This is a genomic window from Pseudomonas purpurea (assembly GCF_039908635.1).
Lineage (GTDB): Bacteria > Pseudomonadota > Gammaproteobacteria > Pseudomonadales > Pseudomonadaceae > Aquipseudomonas > Aquipseudomonas purpurea.
Map to the genome: position 1 here is coordinate 1,174,219 of NZ_CP150918.1, position 19,192 is coordinate 1,193,410.

Consider the following 19,192-nt stretch of genomic DNA (forward strand, 5'->3'; position numbering starts at 1 on the left):
CTCAGCGGGCTCCCTTAACCACTGGTCGACACTGTAATTTCTGACAGTAGACGGTGAGCCTATACAACGTTTAGCTGAGACTGTGCACATCTCGGGGTCAACAGTCATGCTGGCGCAGACGAACGCGATACACCGCAACACGCCTGACCTGCTGGTCAGGGATTCCCGTGGTCTGGCGGTGCGTTCGGTTCGCTACTGGCGCAGCGCGCCGACTGCACTGGCGCGGTCGTGCATCCAGCGTACGCTCTACAGTGCCCTCGGGCATGCCACGTGCCAGTGGGATCCGCGCCTGTGGGAACTGCAACAGGCGGACTCTCAAACTCCGGCCAGCCTCACTCTGCTGAGTTCACTTGGCGGCCAGGTGTTGAAGTCGGTCAGTGTCGATGCCGGGGTGTACATCAGCCTGCTGGGGACTGCCGGGCAGAAGATGCTGACGTGCGACGGTCGTGCCACTCAACGCGTGACGGCGTACGACGCACGTTTGCGCCCGGTGACCGTGCATGAGCGGGCGGCGGGAGGCGATCCCGTGTGTACCGAGCGTTTTTCATACGGTGGCGCCGAACCGGCCAACCGGCTGAGCAATCAGTGCGGGCACCTGATGCGCCATGACGACCCGGCAGGCACATTGCTGTTCGACGCCTACAACCTGCGCGAACGCTGCATCGCCCAGACCCGTCACTTCACGCTGGCGTCCGTTGCGCCGGATTGGCCGCAGGACGTGAGTGAACGTGACCGCCTCAATGAACCCGGCACTGGCGCCACCACACGTTGGCGTTTCAACCCGCTGGATGAGCGGCTGGCGCAGGGCCGATGCCGGGGGTAACCTTCAAACCTTCAGCCGAACCCAGGATGGCCGCTTGCGTGACAGCCATGTGCAGTTGAGCGGTCAGACGGCTCGACGTCCCGTGGTCAGTGCCATCGAGTACAACGCCGAAGGCCGGATCGAGCGCGAAGTGGCCGGAAATGGTGTCCGCAGCATTCTCAAATATTGCCCTGCCGACGGGAGGCAGATTGAACGGCTGGACCAATGTGCGGATGGCAAACCGCTGCAACACCTGCTCTATGCCTATGACCGCATCGGCAATGTATCGAGCATTGAAGACCTGGCGATGCCGGTTCGTTTTTTCGCCAATCAACGCATCGACCCCATCAGCCGCTATCGCTACGACAGCCTTTACCAAGTGATTGAAGCCTGCGGCTGGGAGGCGGGCGCCGCGAACAAGGGGCCAGGCAGTGCTTCTGCGAATGATCCCGCGCAACTTGCCAACTACCGACAGACGTTCCGTTATGACGTGGCCGGCAATCTGTTGGGGTTGACCCATGTGGGCGCGCAGCATCCGGGCCGTGAATTGACCGCTGCCCGCTACAGCAACCGTTGCCTGCCCGAGCGTGAAGGGCGGCCGCCCACGGAAGATGAAATTGCGGCGGCATTCGACGCCAACGGTAACCTGCTGGCGATGTACCCAGGGCAGGACCTGACGTGGAACCTGCGTCACCAGTTGCACTCGGTCCGTCCGGTCGTGCGTGCTTCGGGCCACAACGATGACGAATGTTACCGCTATGACGGGGCCGGGCAGCGCGTCTCCAAGGTCCGAACCCTGCACAGCCGTGGGCGCAGTATCGTCAGCCAGGTGCGTTATTTGCCGGGGCTGGAGCTGCGTAACAACCGGGACGGTTTTGAAGTGCTGCACGTCATCACCGTTCAGGGTGGGCTGAGCAGCGTGCAGGTGCTGCACTGGGAAACCCCGCCTCCCGGCGACATTCCCAACGATCAGTTGCGTCTGAGCCTGACCGATCATGTCGGCTCCAGCACCCTTGAACTCGATGGGCAGGCCCGCGTCATCAGCCACGAAACCTATTATCCGTTTGGCGAAACCGCCTGGTTTGCCGGGCAGGATGCCGTTGAAAGCAGTTACAAGACCCTTCGTTATTCGGGCAAGGAACGGGATGCTACCGGCCTGTATTACTACGGGTTCAGGTACTACGCCCCCGGGTTGCAACGCTGGCTCAATCCCGACCCGGCTGGTGCCGTCGATGGCCTGAACCGTTATCGGGCGATGCGCAACAATCCGTTGTTCTATCGGGATGCGGACGGGTTGGTGCCCACGCCGAACCAAAAAACCACGGATTCGGTTTATCACGATCTGTCCCGCGAGGGCGTCGTTCACCCGTTGCAGGCCGCTGGCATGCAGCCTATCCGCAACTTTTTTGCAGGCAGCGAGGACGTGGCGACGCAGGCTTACCGTCGTGAAATCCCCATTGCGCTGGAGGAATTGGGAGCGGGCGGTAACCAGGCATTCACCAATACCCATCAAGCCCATGTGATCGCCGCCGCAAGAACCCAGACCGCATCGCCATCCGGTGCAGTGCTGTATCACTCCGGTGAGGTGATGTCCGGCGTGATGAGCAACGTAATCGGCGAAGAGATGACCAGCCACGTGATGGGGCCGATGTCGGTGGCCTTCAACAGCCCGATCGAATCGGCACAGGTACTGGCTGAGCGACGAGAAGCCGTGGCCAGCGTGATGCAGGTAGCGGGGAAGTTGGCGTCATTTTCGCGAAACCCGGCAGTGAGTACCGTGGGTGGGCTGATGGTGGCGTATGGCCGGTTGATGAAAGTGTCGGAGTCTCAGACTCAGATGCAGTACAGGCAGTTGAGCTCGCCTAAAGTGCCCGTGGGTGAGGTCGCAATGGCGAGCATTATCGAGCGAGCGGCGCCTCTTTCGCTGGCGGACGCCGGGTTGTCCTCAGCTGATTTGACGGTACTGCCACGCTCATCGAGTTCACCGAGTTCACTTGCGCTGCGTCTTCTGGAGGCAGGATTCAGTGTGAACGGACCTGCCGAAGCACCTGCCGCCCGACCCGATGTCGAGTCTAAAGTGCCTGTGCGCAAACTGAGCAGAGCCAACTCCCTTGGACGTTGAGTGCTGGTGCCTGTTGATCATCGACTGCCACGCAACCTGCGTCCCAGCACGTCCAGCAGGTCGCAACCGTCGCGCAGCAACAATGCCGCGCCGTGGGCCATTTGTTGCAAGTCGACCGGTGTGCACCGGCGCACATCCATCGCGGCCAGGCTTTCCATCATTTGCGTAACCGCCAGAATACGGTGCGCCGCGCTGGCATGGAGTTCATCCAGCGGCGCCCGGGTGTCGATGAACAAGGTCGGAATGGCACAGTCGTTACCGGTCAGGGCGATACGGTCGGTCATCAGTGTTACTCCAGAGAGGGGAAAGCACTGCGTGCACATGAAAGAGCCTGACGAACAACCGTCGACGCAGGGTGTATCAGCCACACGAGTACTCGGAAACGTAAGGGGCAATGGACGCTGGCGATGCCGCGAGAAGCCGTCGAACCCAGCCACGAAGAAATCGAGATGGGCGGCGAGCATAGGCAGCAAGGACGAGGGGGTCAATTAGCGAAGGGGCTGAAAATCAGCAGGGAAATTTCCGACACCTTTGAGAGCAAAAACGCAGTCTTCGGCGGGTGGCGTCCAGGTCCGGGATGAACGCAAAAGTCCTCGTTCTTTCCAGGGGAGTCTTGCTCTGGGCCCCGGCATTGGACCATTGATCGGCGCTGTAATTTCTGACAGTAGCCAAGTCCGGCTTTTCGGCGTTAGCTGTCTCGAACCTCAAGGATGATGAAAAGCCATGCAGGCTCAGATGCTCACCTTACACCGCCACACCCCGACGCTGACGGTCGCAGACCCTCGGGGGCTGGCGGTGCGGTCAGTGGGTTACTGCCGCAGTGCCATTGCAGGTCCGCTCGAAGGGCGAGTCAACCGCACAGCCTATGACGGCGCCGGGCGAGCGGTGGCCCAGTGGGATCCGCGATTGCTGGCGGGCGTCTCGGTGCCGGCCAACCTGGCCACGGTCTATTCCTTGTCCGGCAAGGCGTTGAGCACGACCAGCGTTGATGCCGGGTGGCGTGCCAGTCTGTTGGGCGAAGCCGATCAGCCGGTGCAGGGCTGGGATGGGCGAGGCAGTCAGCGCCGGAGCGAGTACGACGATCAGTTGCGCCCGTTGGCGGTGTTTGAGCAGGCGCTGGGCGACCGACCGTTGTGTACTGAGCGTTTGGGTTATGGCGGTTCTGATCCGGCCTGCGCCGAGCGCAACCAGTGTGGGCAGCTGATTCGCCACGATGACTCGGCGGGCACGCAGTGGTTCGCGGCGTTTGGGCTGATGGGCGGGCTGCTGGAGCAGATGCGGCAGTTTCTGTCTGAGCTGGATGCCCCCGACTGGCCGGAGCTGGTGGCGGATCGAGGCAAGTTGCTTGAACCGGGTGTTGGCGCCACGACCCGTTCACGCTTCAACCCAGTGGGCGAGGTGATCGAACAGATCGACGCCAAAACCAACCGACAGTTTTTCAGCCAGACCGTCGGCGGCCAGTTGCGTGAGGTTCGCCTGCAACTGCCAACAGATCCCGCGCCGAAAACCCTGGTCAGCGCCATCCGGTACAACGCCCACGGCCAGATCGAGCGGGAAACCGCCGGTAACGGTGTACTCACCATGCTGGAATACACCGCTGAAGATGGCCGCCTCAGCCGACTTCAGGCCAAACGCGGCAACGATGATCTGCAAAACTTGCACTATGAGTACGACCCGGTGGGCAACGTACTCAGCATTGAAGACGCCGCACTGCCAATTCGTTACTTCGCCAACCAGCGCATCGAACCGATCAACCGCTACCGTTACGACAGTCTCTACCAATTGATCGAAGCCACGGGTTGGGAGGCGGGTGCTGCCCATCAAGGTCCGTCCTCATCCACCAGCGCCGATCCCGCCGCGGTGGGCAATTACCGCCAGACCTATCGCTACGATGCGGGCAACAACTTGTTGGAATTGACCCACGTCGGCCCGCAAAACCCCGGCCATCGTCTGGCCGCTGCGGCGCACAGCAACCGTTGCCTGCCGGTGCGCAACGGCGTGGAACCGGGCGAGGAAGACTTTCGCAACGGCTTCGATGCCAACGGCAATCTGCTCAACCTGCAACCGGGGCAAGCCTTGAGTTGGGACCTGCGCAATCAGTTGTGTGAAGTGCGGCCAGTCGAGCGCGACAGCGGCCCCGATGATCGCGAGCGCTACCTCTACGGTGCCGACGGGATGCGCGTGCGCAAAGTGCGTTCGACACACACCAAGGCCCAAACGGTCATTGCAGAAGTCCGTTATCTGCCAGGTCTGGAACTGCGCACCCACAGCGGTACTGGCGAAGTGTTGCAGGTGATCAGCGTTCAGGCCGGGCGCGGCAGTGTGCGGGTGTTGCACTGGGAAGCGCAGCGCCCTGCGCAAATTGCCAACGACCAGCAGCGCTACAGCCTGAGCGATCATTTGGGTTCATCCACATTGGAGCTGGATCACGACGCGAAGATCATCAGCCAGGAACGCTACTACCCGTTCGGCGGCACGGCGTGGGCGGATGGCGAGGCGGTGCAGGTCAGCTACAAAGTGGTGCGCTATTCAGGGAAAGAGCGGGATGCGACGGGGCTTTATTATTATGGGTTCAGGTATTACGCATCGTCGTTACAGCGTTGGCTTAATCCGGATCCGGCGGGTCAAGTTGATGGGCTTAATATTTATAGAATGGTTCGAAACAATCCTGTGAGCCTCAAGGACAGCGACGGAAGGCAAAGTGATTTTAAGAATCTGTTCAAGCCCGAACAGGGTGATCTGATTTTTGGAATGTACAAAATTGTAGAGCGGCGCTATTTAAGTTCGTATGCAAGGTTTATACGTCGCGGGGATGTTCTGGGGATGTACTTTACGAGAAAAGATACCGAAGGTCTGGTGGGGGATCTCGCTAAGATGCGTAGTGGATATGTGTCATTCGAATACCTTGCGCATTTAGCAACTGAAGAGGGAAGTGGCGATCTGGACGAGTTAGCTCATAGTTTAGATGATGAAGGTTGGGGGAATATAGTCTCTAAAGTTGAAAAGGGACATGAGTATTGGTCAATAAAGCATGATCAAATTAAACGTCAAATTTCTAATGTTGGAGAAAGTTACTATGAGACAATCAGGTCAAGTCAGGATTCACTAATGTCGAGCAAAGTACACAGGCAGTTTTCTCAAGCATTTGCAGCGGAGCTTTCCGGTGGAAAATACTCAGTGTCTGAAACTTTCAAGAAGTATCACGAAGGCGATGATAAGGTTTTTTTATTCAAGTTTGTAAGTCGGGCAAGTAAGGCGGGTTTGTCGACGATATTGAATTCTGAGGGTACGGCTGTTGTTCATTTTATGCTTGATGGGTTGGATATGGGGCAGGTAGTGAACAAGACTACTCCGTCACTCACCTCTTCAGAACTGCGCTATTTATACCGTAATCGCGGAAAATTGGCAGACAAAGTATTGTTTTATCAAAATGGCAAGCTCGTGGATGCACCTTGGAGGGCTGATCGGAGTGTGTGGGATCGGTACAAACCTAAAAGTGAGTCGTCGTCGGGCGTGTAGTTGCGCAGTGGGATCCGTGTTTATTTCATCATTTACCGACAAAAAAGCCCCCTCCCAACCCGCTACGGATAGGGGACGCAGCGGACTGGACGGGGGTTTCTTGTTCCAAGGGTTACTTACTGCGCGATGGTTTTCACCGACACCCCCCGCTCAATCGGCGTGGACCGACCATAGATATCCTCAAACCGCTCGATATCGTCCTCACCCAGATAACTCCCCGATTGCACCCCGATGATTTCCAGCGGGCTCCCTTAACCACCGGTCGGCACTGTAATTTCTGACAGTAGCCAAACGAGGCTTTTCAGCATTAGCTGTGATCAAACCCAAGGATGATGACAAACCATGCCGGTTCAGACGCTCACGCTACACCACCACACCCCGACGCTGACGGTCGCAGACCCTCGGGGGTTGGCGGTGCGGTCAGTGGGTTATTGCCGCAGTGCCATTGCAGGTCCGCTCGAAGGGCGAGTCAACCGCACAGCCTATGACGGCGCCGGGCGAGCGGTGGCCCAGTGGGATCCGCGATTGCTGGCGGGTGTTTCGGCGCCGGCCAACCTGGCCACGGTCTATTCCTTGTCCGGCAAGGCGTTGAGCACGACCAGCGTTGATGCCGGGTGGCGTGCCAGTCTGTTGGGCGAAGCCGATCAGCCGGTGCAGGGCTGGGATGGTCGTGGCAGTCTGCGCCGGAGCGAATATGACGATCAGTTGCGCCCGTTGGCGGTGTTTGAGCAGGCGCTGGGCGACCGACCGTTGTGTGCTGAGCGTTTTAGCTATGGCAGTGCCGATCCGGCCTGCGCCGCGCATAACCAGTGCGGGCAATTGATTCGTCACGATGATCCGGCGGGCACGCAGTGGTTCGCGGCATTTGGGTTGACGGGCGGGCTGCTGGAGCAGACGCGGCAGTTTCTGTCCGCGCTGGATGCCCCCGATTGGCCGGAGCCTGTGGCGGATCGAGGCAAGTTGCTTGAGCCGGGTGTTGGCGCCACGACCCGTTCACGCTTCAACCCATTGGGCGAGGTGATCGAACAGATCGACGCCAAAACCAACCGGCAGCTGTTCAGCCAGACCGTCGCCGGTCAGTTGCGTGAGGTTCGCCTTCAACTGCCCAAAGATCCCGCGCCGAAAACCCTGGTCAGCGAAATCCAGTACAACGCCCACGGCCAGATCGAGCGGGAAACCGCCGGCAACGGTGTACTCACCACGCTCGAATACGCCGCTGAAGATGGCCGCCTCAGCCGACTTCAGGCCAAACGCGGCAACGACGAGCTGCAAAACCTGCGCTACGAGTACGACCCGGTGGGCAACGTGCTGAGCATCGAAGACGCTGCGCTGCCGATTCGTTACTTCGCCAATCAGCGCATCGAGCCGATCAACCGTTACGGCTATGACAGCCTTTATCAACTGATCGAAGCCACGGGTTGGGAGGCGGGTGCTGCCCATCAAGGTCCGTCTTCATCCGTTGCCGCCGACCCCGCCGCGGTTGGCAATTACCGCCAGACCTATCGCTATGACGCTGGCAATAACCTGCCGGAACTGACCCATGTCGGCCCGCAAAACCCCGGCCATCGTCTGGCCGCTGCGGCGTACAGCAACCGTTGCTTGCCAGTGCGCAACGGCGTGGAACCGGGCGAGGAAGACTTTCGCAACGGCTTCGATGCCAACGGCAACCTGCTCAATCTGCAACCGGGGCAAGCCTTGAGTTGGGACCTGCGTAACCAGTTGCGCGAAGTGCGCCCGGTCGAGCGCGACTCCGGAGCCGACGATAGCGAGCGCTACTTTTACGGTGCCGACGGGATGCGCGTGCGCAAAGTGCGCTCGACACACACCAAGGCCCAAACGGTGACCGCAGAAGTCCGTTATCTGCCGAATCTGGAACTGCGTACTCACAGCGGCACCGGCGAAGCGTTACAGGTGATCAGCGTTCAGGCCGGGCGCGGCAGTGTGCGGGTGTTGCATTGGGAAGCGCAGCGCCCTGCACAAATCGCCAACGACCAGCAGCGCTACAGCCTGAGCGATCATTTGGGTTCATCCACATTGGAGCTGGATCAGGACGCCAAGGTCATCAGCCAGGAACGCTACTACCCGTTCGGCGGCACGGCGTGGGCGGATGGCGAGGCGGTGCAGGTCAGTTACAAGACGGTGCGCTACTCGGGGAAAGAGCGGGATGCGACGGGGCTTTATTATTATGGGTTCAGGTATTACATGCCTTGGTTACAGCGGTGGGTGAATCCGGATCCGGCGGGAGCTATTGATGGGCTTAATCTGTATAGCATGGTTGGTAATAGCCCGATCAGTTACAGAGATGCAGATGGTCTGGAGCTGCTGCCGTCTAAAGCCGCAGGCAAAGTTAAGTCAGGCGCTCTTAAAACGCTGGAAATAGAGGTTAATACTTTTAATTTGTTTTTCTTTAAGGCTCAGCTTCAAAAAAAGACTGTAAAAGTTTTGGATGGGGCATCAGGCTTATATAAGGGGAGCGACGATTTTGAAGTTGTAGAAATCGGGGTGGGTACCAGAGAAGATCAGCGCGGGCGAAAAGAGTCTGGCGTCATGGATACTGAAGAAATGAAGGGTGTACTGGGGAACTACAGGAAAAAATATGCGGGCCTGGCCAAGTCCCCCATCGTTACGAAAGCCAAAGACGCTGCTAAACAGAAATGGAACTTCAAGGCTGGCGAGTATATTTCAGAGCTCCTGTCGGATTCGGTGAGCCGGGAAGGGATCATACGGGTTATGGATTTGATGTCGGGGAGGAAACCAGACACACGGCTGTTTGCGCTCATTAATAAATCGGACCGTGATAAGGAGCCTGCGCAACGTAAGGTTTATGGCTTCACGATGATGACCCTGACATTCCCTTTAGAAAACGAGGATGCAGAATTGACGGTCGATTTTACCGTGATTGATCCAGGCTCTCAGTTGAGTGGAGAGCAATTATGTCGTGCCATCGACGAAGAAGGGATAGCGAAAGATACCTTAAGCCTTCGTGGTGCCGGAACTTACTTGACGATGAATGCATTGAGTCAAGTCAATGAAACTGTAAATCTAAAAAAAATCAGGACACAAGCGATAAACCCTCGCTCGCAAGCTATGGCCCTTGGATGGGGAGATGCGCGGCCTCTGTAAAAGGGGGGCTGTCGAGACAATAAGTAAGTCCCCGCCCAACCCACTGCGGATAGGGAACGCAGTCGGCTGGACGAGGGCTTCCTGTACTAAACGATTACTGCGCGATGGTCTTCACCGACACCCCACGCTCAACCGGCGTAGACCGACCATAAATATCCTCAAACCGCTCGATATCATCCTCACCCAAATAACTACCCGACTGCACCTCGATAATCTCCAGCGGAATCTTCCCCGGATTACGCAAGCGGTGAACCGAAGCAATCGGGATGTAGGTTGACTGGTTTTCGCACAGCAGGAACACGTTTTCGTCGCAGGTCACTTCGGCCGTGCCGCTGACCACGATCCAGTGTTCGGCGCGGTGGTGGTGCATCTGCAATGACAGGCACGCGCCCGGTTTTACCGAGATGTGCTTGACCTGAAAACGCCCGCCCATGTCCACCGAGTCGTAGGAACCCCACGGACGGTAGACCTCGCAGTGGTTCTGGGTTTCGCTGCGGCCCTGTTCGTTGAGGGTGTTGACCATCTGTTTCACGCCTTGGACCTTGTCCTTGTGGGCGATCATCATGGCGTCCTTGGTTTCGACCACCACAATGTTCTCAAGGCCAATCACCGACACCAGTTTGCCGTTGCCGTGGATCATGCAGTTGCGGCTGTCCTGGATCACCACGTCGCCCTTGGTCACGTTGCCGTTGGCGTCTTTATCGTTGACCTCCCACAGCGACGACCAGCAACCGACATCGCTCCAACCGGCGGACAGCGGCACCACGCAGGCGCGTTGGGTTTTTTCCATCACGGCATAGTCGATGGAGTTGTCCGGGCAGCAAGCGAACGTGGCTTCGTCGAAGGTGATGGTGTCGGCGTCCTGTTCGCTGCGCTCCAGCGTCAGCAGGCAGGTGTCGTAAATGTCCGGGTCGTGCTTTTTCAGCTCTTCGAGGAAGCGGCTGGCGCGGAACAGGAACATGCCGCTGTTCCAGAAATAACCGCCGGCCTGGACGAACTCGGTGGCGCGTTTCACGTCGGGTTTTTCCACGAAGTGCGAGACCCGGCTGACGCCTTCGGGCAGCAGCGCATCATGGGTGGACTTGATGTAGCCGTAACCGGTTTCCGGTTTGGTCGCCGGCACGCCGAACAACACCATTTCACCGCGCTCGGCGGCCACGGTGGCCAGGGCCAGGGCGCGTTGCAGGGCTTTCTGGTCTTCCAGCACGTGGTCGGCGGGCAGCACCAGCATCAGTTCGTCGCGGCCTTCGTTGACCAGCATCATCGCGGTCAGCGCCACGGCAGGTGCAGTGTTGCGCCCGAACGGTTCCATGAGGATGCGCTGGGCTTCCAGCTTACGGTTGCTCAGTTGCTCGTTGACGATGAAACGGTGGTCCTTGTTGCAGACCACGATCGGGGTGTCCATGCCTTCGAACACCAGCCGTTCCAGGGTTTGCTGGAACAGCGTGTGTTCGCCGGTCAGGGCGAGGAATTGCTTGGGAAACTGCTTGCGCGAAAGCGGCCAAAGACGTGAGCCGCTACCACCTGACAAGATCACCGGAATCATGTTGTTACTCCTTGAAAATCGATTGGGTTAGAGCACGAACGTTCTGTCGTTTCACTCTTGTTTTTGTTTCGTGTCCCAACTGACACCTCAGTCCCTGTGGGAGCTGGCTTGCCTGCGGTGGCATCACCTCGGTCTGTTTGTTGCACCGAGTCGTCTGCATCGCGGGCAAGCCCGGCTCCCACAGGGAAATGGGTCAACCGGGCAAATCTGTTAACGCGTCGACACCGGGCGTTTCACCCAGACTGGCGACAGGCTGCTGCCGTTACCGGTGACGTAGAGCACGGCCGCTTCACCGCGCTCCAGGGCAACCGGTTTCACGTCGCCGACTTTTTTGTCACCGTCGTACAGCGCCAGGCTGACCTTCACCGGGTTGATTTCACGCTCGCCACGGCCCTTGGCCGCGACGGTCTTGACCACTTCGGTCTTGCCGTCGGCGGTCTTCAGGGTCAGCGCCTTGTCGCTGAGGTTCTGCACCCGCACCAGCGACTTCTGCTTGTTCTTGAACGGCGGTTCTTCGATCAGTTGTGGCTGGCCGCTGGCAGTGTTGACCAGGGTGTAATAGTGGTCGGCGGCGAGTTTCACCGGCACGGTCTGGCTGCCGACCTTGGCGCTGTAGTCGCCACCGGGCAGGAAGCTGAAGTCACTGCTGGCCAGCGGTGCGACGTCGCTCAGGCTGGTGCTGCCGACACTGGCGCTGACTTCAGCGTTGCTGGCGTTGTAGATGCGCACGAAGCTCGAACCTTTCGGCGCGGTCGGGCCATAGAGCGCGGCGTCGCCAGCGGCGAAAGCCTGCATCGACAACACGCTCATGCCTGCGACGAGAGCAAAGGTCTTGGCGAGACGGTGAGACTTGGTAGTGAAAGTCATAGGAGTTACCTCTTTCAGTTTTGCGCCCGGTCGGGCGTCTCGGATTTGGAGTTAATCGCTACGTTTTGTTGGTTTACGCCGGCTTGTTTCAGCTCTGCGACCCACTGCGGGTCGGCGTCGCCGATTTCGTTGTTCACCGGCAGATAACGTTCAGGAAACTCCCAGATCAGCACCTGCGGCGGGCTGTTCTTGAAGGCGTCGCTTTTCAGGTAGCTGAGCATCGGCAGGATTGGGCCGTGGCCGTCTTCGGCGTAATTGACCACGTCGCTGTGCAGCGCCTGCTTGAGTGCGCCGACGAAGTTCCAGTTGGGGTTGGCGCTGTAACTGGTGCCGATCAGTGCCACGGGGACTTCGCTGTCGGCGAACAGCGCATCGTCACCGGCCGGCGCGTTATCCACCGCAACGGTGGTGCGCTTGTGCAACGGCTCGGTGGCTGGCATCAGGTTTTCGAACAGCGGATCGAGTGGCAGGAACAGCCGCAGGTCGCCCTTGTGGGTCACTTTCTCTGCGGCGTGGGTGACATAACGCTGCGGCTGGCCACTGAGCGGGGTTTTCTCGGCAATGGTCTTGGCCAGTTGCTCGGCGGCGACTTGCGCACCCTCCGGCGTCCAGTGCGTGTCGGTGCGCAGGAACACTTGCTGGCCGTTCTGCTTGGCCAGTTGCAGGGGCCTAAGCAGGTCGGGAGCGAGGATCCTGTCGGCGGCGACCCGGTTGTGGAAATCCTTGTAGAGGTCGGCGTGGATGCTCGCCGGTTTCACCTCACCGAGGTGTTCCGGGTACAGGCGAACCTTGGCCGGGACAATCGCCATCACCAGTTGCACGCCACGGGCCTTGAGCGTTTGGCGCACGCCCTCGACCAGCGCGTAGTTGCCTTGCAGGTTCAGCTCTTCGTTGACCACCGGGTTGAATTCTTCATCGCTGTACAACCACTGATCGCGACCGAGCACCACGCCCGGACGACCTTCGTTGAACAGCTTGAAGTCAAGCAGAGCCCAGAGGTTGGTGCCCAGGCGCTTGATCGGGAATTCGTCGTCGTAATGGGTTTCCACGGCTTTGGCCCAGCGACCGTTGAGCACGGTCGCGTCGGGGTTGGTGTTGAAGCCGAAGAAGCTGCGCACCGACCACAGGCCCAGCACCAGCAGGGTCACGAGGAACAGGGCGATGTAGAACAGACGTAATGAGCGGGTCATGGTCAGATCCCTCAGAACTGGAAGTAAAGGAACGGCGAGAAACTTTGCGCCGAGAGTTTCAGGATCGAGGCGATGAACAACAGCAGCACCAGCGCCCGCATGGCGTAGCGCGGCCAGTCCGCGACCCAGTAGGGCCGGTTGCACCTGGGCATCGACGCCGACGCTGTAACCGGGTTCATGGATGCTCGCCGGGTTGTCGCCCGGTACGGCTTTGATCAGGCCGGGTTGCGCGGTGGCAGGGCCATCAGCTTCGACGGGTTGGCGTTTGACCGGCGGCTGATTGCGGTAGAAATCGCGCAGGCCGAAGAACGCCAGCGTTGCGTACGCCACGACCAACGTCGCCACTTGCAGGCCGGTGAGGCTGGCGCGGTTGAGTTCCGACAGCGACCACTCGCTGAAGCTGAACATCGCGCCGTACATGCGAGCGGCTACGTGCAGGTTTTCGGCGCGGAAGATCACCCAGCCCATGACGACCAGCAGGAAGGTCAGCGCCCAGCGAATCGGGTTGAAGCGGCGCGGCGAAGTGTTGAGGCCGATGGCTTTTTCAATCGCCAGCCACATGCCGTGCCAGGCGCCCCAGACGATGTAGGTGATGTTCGCGCCGTGCCACAGACCACCGAGCAGCATGGTCAGGAACAGGTTGCGATAGGTCATCAGCGTGCCTTTACGGTTACCGCCGAGCGTGATGTACAGGTAGTCGCGCAGCCAGGTGGAGAGGCTGATGTGCCAGCGACGCCAGAACTCGGTGATCGACTGGCTGATGTACGGCTGCTTGAAGTTTTCCATGAAGCGAAAACCCATCATCAAGCCCAGGCCGATGGCCATGTCGCTGTAGCCGGAGAAGTCGAAGTACAGCTGCGCGGTGTAGGCCAGCGCGCCGAGCCAGGCGTCACCCGTGGTCGGGTTTTGCAAGGCAAAGCAATGGTCGGCGACCACCGCCAGCGTATCGGCGATGAATACTTTCTTGATGAAACCCTGCATGAACCGCGTCGCGCCTTCGGAGAACTTGTCGAGGGTGTGGGTGCGGTTGTTGAACTGGTCGGCCAGGTCGCGAAAGCGCAACACCGGGCCGGCAATCAAGTGCGGGAAGATCGCCACGAACGCCGCGAAGTCGATCAGGTTGCGGGTCGCCGGGGTGTCGCCGCGGTAGACGTCGATGATGTAGCTGATGGACTCGAAGATGTAGAACGAGATCCCGATCGGCAACAGCACGTGGGTCAGGATGAACGGCGACAGGCCGACCGACGTCATCATCGCGTTGATGCTGTCGACGCCGAAGTTGGCGTACTTGAAGTAGCCGAGGATGCACAGGTCGACGCCCACGCCCAGGAGCAGCCAGCGCTGGGCCGGTGTGGTCCGCACGCCTGCTGCGCCGACTTTCAGGCCGATCCAGTAGTTCCACAGCGTGACGGCGGCGAACAGCGCCAGGAAGTCCACACGCCACCAGGCATAGAACACGTAGCTGGCGATCAGCAGCAGCAGATTGCGATAGCGAATCCCGCTCAGGTAGTACATGCCGAGAAAGACCGGCAAGAACAAAAACAGGAACACATTGGATGAAAACACCATCCCGATCTCTCCTTGTTTAACCAACAGTCAAGGGCCAACGGCCCCCCCAAACCCCCCGCATAATCCGGAGTGGTTGTATTGCATGCTGCGCACTTACCTGTGGCGAGGGAGCTTGCTCCCGCTGGGGGCGCAGCCCCCCCCTAAAACCTGATGACGCGGTGGGTCAGTTAATCCGCGTTAATTGAGTTACGACTGCTTCGCAGCCGAGCGGGAGCAAGCTCCCTCGCCACAGGGCAATACATTCAGCTTCAAGAACCCTTGTTGCCTTTTTCGTTGGACGGATCGTAGACCTTGGTCAGGTCGCCCCCCAGGCGAAATGTCTTGAACGGCTGCATTTCATGCTTGCGCTCCAGCACCTCGGGCGAGCAGGTGTAGAGCGTGCAGAAGGGTTCGAGCCAGGCGAATTTCGAGTCGACTTTCAGGTCGGTCATGTCCTGCTCCTTGCCGTTCTTCTTCTCAAAGATGTCCGGGTCTTTCACCCCCGCCAGCACCCGATCCCCCAGGCGCTTCAGCGCGCCGTTGTTTTCCTGGCGCAAGTCCACACCGTTGACCTGCGCGAAACTGGCGATCATCGCCAGCGGTGGCAGGGCGTAGTTGTGGTAGGCGAGGGCGCGTTGCTGGCGCTTGAGTTCGTTGGGCAAAAAGCCCTGGGCGTCGACCTGATTGGCACCGACCTTGTATTCCTTCACGGCCCAGTCAAACAGGTCGCGGCGGTTGGTCGCGACCGAGGTCGCCATCACCGACCAGGCAGCCCAGTACGAGTGATTGTTGGTTTGCTCCAGCGGCAGGTTGTCCCAGTCGCTGACCACTTGATCCGCCATTTTGCTGAACCAGGCTTCGATCAACTGCGACTCTTGCTGATGGTTGGCCAGCGGATGCGAGTCGGAGAATTTCAGGCGGATGTACGCCGATGCCATGCTGCCCAGCGCCCATTTGCGCATCGACTTGCCGGTGTGGTTGAAGTCCTTGGACATCAGTGCATTCGCCCGAGCCCACGTAGTCAGCCAGTTCAGCGTGCATTCCAGTTGCTCCGGGCGACCGTCGCGCATGAACTGCATCACCCGTTTGCTGGTGCCGCGCTCCAGCGTGGTGATGTCGGCGGTGGTGTCGCGGAAGGCTTTTTCCGACTGCACGTTCAGTGTTGAGCGTGCCTTGTCGGAGCCTTCGTATTTGCTGCGAAATTGCAGGGCGCCGGTGTACGGCGTCGGCGTCGCGTCACAGCCTTCGCTGGCATCGCCAGTCTTGAACTTATCCACGGGTGCAAAGTAGCCCTGGGGTGGACGCAAGGGCGCGGCCGCCTGAGTGGCCCCGGCGAACATCGCCAGGCTCAGCAGCGCAGGCGCAAGCACGGTTTTCAGTGTCGGATTTTGCATGGCAGACCTCATTGCCCGACCGAAGCAGTACGCTGCTCGGCACTCGGGAACACGTTGCGTTTGCAGATTTTCGCTTCGACTTTCTGCGGCGCGGCCCCTGCTTCAGGGCCCTGGACTTCGACGGCCAGCAAGTTTTGCGAGGCCCAGTCTTCGTCCGTGCGCAGCTCAAAGGCGAAACGCCCGTCGGTGTCGGAGGTTTCCGGTTTGTCGATCTTGATGTCCTCGTGGCGGCCGTTCATGTACCAGAGGGTGGCTTGCAGGGTTTTCACCGACGGGTCGGCGAACCGAATGTCGACCTGATGATTGCTGTTACGCAGGTCGAGGTTGTTACGGTTGACCATCAACTCGTTTTTGCCCAGCTTGAGGGTGCTGCTGCCGGACATTTGCGCTTCCTTGCCTTCACAGCCGTTGTCGAGCAGCGCCATCATCTGGCGGTAGATGGTTTCCTGATCGAGGCGGTACAGCGGCGAGAACTCCCAGATGAGAATCTTCGGCGGGGTTTTCTGGAATTCGTCGCTGCCCAGGTATTGCAGCATCGAGCCTTCCAGGCCGCCGCCGGGGAACGCGACGTTGAGAATGTCAGCGCCGATGGCCTCTTCGAGGAACCCGGCGAAGTTGTAGTTCTTGCCGCTGTGACTGGTGCCGACCAGGGTGATCTGCGGGTTGCCGGAATCACCGAACAGGTCGCCGTCCGCTGCTTCACCTTTAGGCTCGGTGGTGAACTGGTCCATGTACTGGATCGCGTAACTGGTGCCACAGAGTTGCCCGGCCATGTTGTGCAGGGTGCCGGTCTTGCCCATGCGTCCGGACTTCCTGGTCTCGAATTCGCGCTTGGGAATGTCGGTAAACTCAGGCAGTTGCTTGACCTTCTCGGCGACGATTTTCGCGGTGCGCTGGGCGCCGTAAGGGGTCCAGTGCTGGTCGCCACGGAAGTAGAAATCGTGGGCCGGCAAGGTGTCCGGCAGCGATTCGTTGGCCAGCGGCGACAGGTCAGGCACTACGTAACCCATCTCGGCAAAACGAGCGAGCATGGTCTGGTAGTTTTTCAACGCCTTGTCGTAATCGAACGCGGCTTTCTCTTGCGGGTTGAGCTTGTTGCGGTTCACCAGGCCACGGGTCGGCTGATACACCACCACCAGTTCCACGCCTTTGCTTTTGAAGGCTTCGCGCAGTTGCTTGAGGCGACGATAACCTTCGGCCGTGGTGTTGAATTCGGTGCGCAGGTCTTCCTGGGTGCGGAACAGCCAGTCGCCTTGCGCTTGTACCAGCGTGGTGAAGTTCTGCTGATAGCGCGTGGTGTAGTTCTTCGCGTCATGAGCTTGCGGGCACAGGTTGCAGCACGGGTCGGCGGTGAAGCTCGGGGCTTTGGCATCGTCGGCTCGCACGCTGGTGCTGGCCGCGAGAATGCCCGCCGTCAGGGCCGAGAGGCTGAGCAATTTGATCAAGTGTGGGTGCATAAAGTTATCCTCAGTCGCGCATGTCGGTCTGGCGTTCGACGGGGTCGATCAGCACGGCTTTCTGCTGGCGCACCAACAGGTCGAGGATTTCGTCCTGACGTTCGCCAAGAATCCCCGAGAAGCTGATGCCGCTGGATTTGGTCGGTGCCATCAACGACACTCGGTACAGCTCGACGCTCAATGGCGAGTCGATGGACATCGGCCCGCTGCCGTTGGCCGCCAGTTCACCGCCGACCACGATCAGCGACACCTGGGCGTCGAACGGGTCGAGCTTGATGTCACGGTCGGTGTCGGTGAGGTCCTTGATGTGCCCGTAGACCCCGGTCAGACCGTTGGCCATGGCGACGTTCTCGTAGAGGCGAATGTTCACGCTGTTACGAATGCGGATGCCGTGGCGTTTGTTGCTGATCACCTTGTTGCCCCACAACAGGTTGTCGGCACTCTCATAGAGGGTGATGCCGTCGGTGTGGTTCTTGTAGATCTCGTTGTAGGCGATCACGTTGTTGATGCTGTTACGGTCGATCACCAGCCCCGAGAGGTGGTTGTCGTAGCTGCGGTTGTTGAAGATGAAGCTGTCGTTCACCTCACGGGAAATGATGATCCCGTGCTTCTTCTTCGTACCGAAGACGGTGTTGTCGGCGATGATCAGCCCGTGCGAACGGTCGTGGGGGTCGATGCCGTAGACAATGTTGTCGCGGTAGGTGCTGCCCTTGACCACGAAGTCCTGGGTTTCATAGCAGTAGAAGCCGTACCACATGTCCGAGAACTCGGAATCGACGATCCAGCCTGTCGGTTCCGGCCGCTTGAGTACCTTGGCCATGTTCGGCGTGTATTGGGAAATACTCACGCCGTAGGACTTGCTGTTGGAGTAACCGAAACTCGCCATTTTGCTGTTGACGATGTAGGTCTCGGTGCCGCCCCAGGCCAGCAGGAACGGGCGAAATTCGTTGGGTGAACGGAAGGTCGCCGGGCCGTTGGCCTTCTCGCGCCAACCGGTGATTCGGGTGTCGGTCACAAACAGTTGGCCGTCGTTGACCAGGAATGAACCGGCCTCTTCGGACAAGCGCAGCTCTTGCGTTTGTTTGTCGATTTCAAGGATGCCTTTTTCACCGACCACAATCGGCAGGCGTGCCAGGAACACCCCCGGCGAAGTCTCGCTGAGGTATTGCTTGGGCAGCGTTTTGGCCAGGTCCTTGAGGTTGATGTAACCGTCGTCGATGAAGATTGCCTGAGGGATGCCGTGCTGGCGCACCACCCACTCGGCCATCTTGTTGTCTCCGCCGATAAAGTCCTTCAGGGCGTTTTCCTGCATCATCCGGCGCACGCTGACCTTGCCGGTTTTGGTCCGCACGATCTTCGCCTCAACGGCTTGCGCGGTGTAGCCGGAAAGGTCGGGCAACGTCGGTGCGGCCAGCTCCAGCGGTGCGGTCGGTGCACTGCTGACGGTGTAGGTCTTGGCGTGTTGCAGTCCCTTGGCGACGGTTGCCTGCTGCCCTTTCTGGACAGGCGCCAGCGGTTCAACGTTGGCGAGCGCCGCAGTGCTGGCCAGCAACAGTGCGGCGGCCAGCAGGCTGATCGAGCCTTTGATGGCTTGCGTGGTCATGTCGTGCACTCCCTTGGCGGC

Annotated in this window: 12 protein-coding genes and 1 pseudogene; 4 read left to right on the forward strand and 9 right to left on the reverse strand. The window is 59.5% G+C overall.

Going from position 1 to position 19,192, the window contains the following annotated elements; translation table 11 throughout:
- Nucleotides 1-106: 106 nt before the first annotated feature.
- Complete coding sequence (locus AABM54_RS05230) at nt 107-823, forward strand: hypothetical protein (protein WP_347904250.1); 717 nt, start codon at nt 107-109, stop codon at nt 821-823.
- Nucleotides 729-2,924 carry an RHS repeat-associated core domain-containing protein gene (locus tag AABM54_RS05235; RefSeq protein WP_347904252.1) on the forward strand — a complete coding sequence of 732 codons (2,196 nt, stop codon included), beginning with the start codon at nt 729-731 and terminating at the stop codon, nt 2,922-2,924. Before AABM54_RS05230 ends, AABM54_RS05235 begins: the two co-directional genes overlap by 95 nt.
- Before the next feature lie 17 nt (nt 2,925-2,941).
- Here the strand turns inward: AABM54_RS05235 and AABM54_RS05240 are convergent, their stop codons facing one another.
- Complete coding sequence (locus AABM54_RS05240; RefSeq protein ID WP_347904254.1) at nt 2,942-3,208, reverse strand: short-chain dehydrogenase; 267 nt, start codon at nt 3,206-3,208, stop codon at nt 2,942-2,944.
- 439 nt (nt 3,209-3,647) lie between these two features.
- On the opposite strand from AABM54_RS05240, the gene AABM54_RS05245 reads away from it, so the two are divergent.
- Nucleotides 3,648-6,443 (forward strand): RHS repeat-associated core domain-containing protein, encoded by a 2,796-nt coding sequence (locus tag AABM54_RS05245; RefSeq protein ID WP_347904256.1) that lies wholly within the window; start codon nt 3,648-3,650, stop codon nt 6,441-6,443.
- Between the two features lie 116 nt (nt 6,444-6,559).
- On the opposite strand, the gene AABM54_RS05250 is transcribed toward AABM54_RS05245, so the two are convergent.
- A complete protein-coding gene (locus AABM54_RS05250; RefSeq protein ID WP_347906134.1) occupies nt 6,560-6,685 on the reverse strand; it encodes an alginate biosynthesis protein AlgA in 126 nt (41 codons plus the stop codon).
- A 100-nt stretch (nt 6,686-6,785) separates the two neighbouring features.
- On the opposite strand from AABM54_RS05250, the gene AABM54_RS05255 reads away from it, so the two are divergent.
- Nucleotides 6,786-9,566 (forward strand): RHS repeat-associated core domain-containing protein, encoded by a 2,781-nt coding sequence (locus tag AABM54_RS05255; RefSeq protein ID WP_347904257.1) that lies wholly within the window; start codon nt 6,786-6,788, stop codon nt 9,564-9,566.
- Nucleotides 9,567-9,660: 94 nt separating this feature from the next.
- Here AABM54_RS05255 and AABM54_RS05260 read toward each other — a convergent pair whose 3' ends face one another.
- The 7 genes and pseudogenes from AABM54_RS05260 to algG form a co-directional block, all read right to left on the reverse strand.
- Complete coding sequence (locus AABM54_RS05260; RefSeq protein ID WP_347904259.1) at nt 9,661-11,112, reverse strand: mannose-1-phosphate guanylyltransferase/mannose-6-phosphate isomerase; 1,452 nt, start codon at nt 11,110-11,112, stop codon at nt 9,661-9,663.
- A gap of 210 nt (nt 11,113-11,322) precedes the next feature.
- Entirely contained in the window at nt 11,323-11,979 is a 657-nt protein-coding gene (locus tag AABM54_RS05265; RefSeq protein WP_347904261.1) for an alginate O-acetyltransferase AlgF, read from the reverse strand.
- Between the two features lie 14 nt (nt 11,980-11,993).
- Nucleotides 11,994-13,169: an alginate O-acetyltransferase gene (locus AABM54_RS05270; protein ID WP_347904262.1), complete on the reverse strand. Its 1,176-nt coding sequence runs from the start codon at nt 13,167-13,169 to the stop codon at nt 11,994-11,996.
- 11 nt (nt 13,170-13,180) lie between these two features.
- Nucleotides 13,181-14,738 (reverse strand): annotated as a pseudogene (locus AABM54_RS05275) (MBOAT family protein).
- Nucleotides 14,739-14,986: 248 nt separating this feature from the next.
- A complete protein-coding gene (locus tag AABM54_RS05280; RefSeq protein ID WP_347904264.1) occupies nt 14,987-16,111 on the reverse strand; it encodes a mannuronate-specific alginate lyase in 1,125 nt (374 codons plus the stop codon).
- 8 nt (nt 16,112-16,119) lie between these two features.
- Complete coding sequence (locus AABM54_RS05285) at nt 16,120-17,568, reverse strand: alginate O-acetyltransferase (protein WP_347904265.1); 1,449 nt, start codon at nt 17,566-17,568, stop codon at nt 16,120-16,122.
- 10 nt (nt 17,569-17,578) lie between these two features.
- A complete protein-coding gene (algG, locus tag AABM54_RS05290) occupies nt 17,579-19,171 on the reverse strand; it encodes a mannuronan 5-epimerase AlgG (protein ID WP_347904267.1) in 1,593 nt (530 codons plus the stop codon).
- Nucleotides 19,172-19,192: the final 21 nt, after the last annotated feature.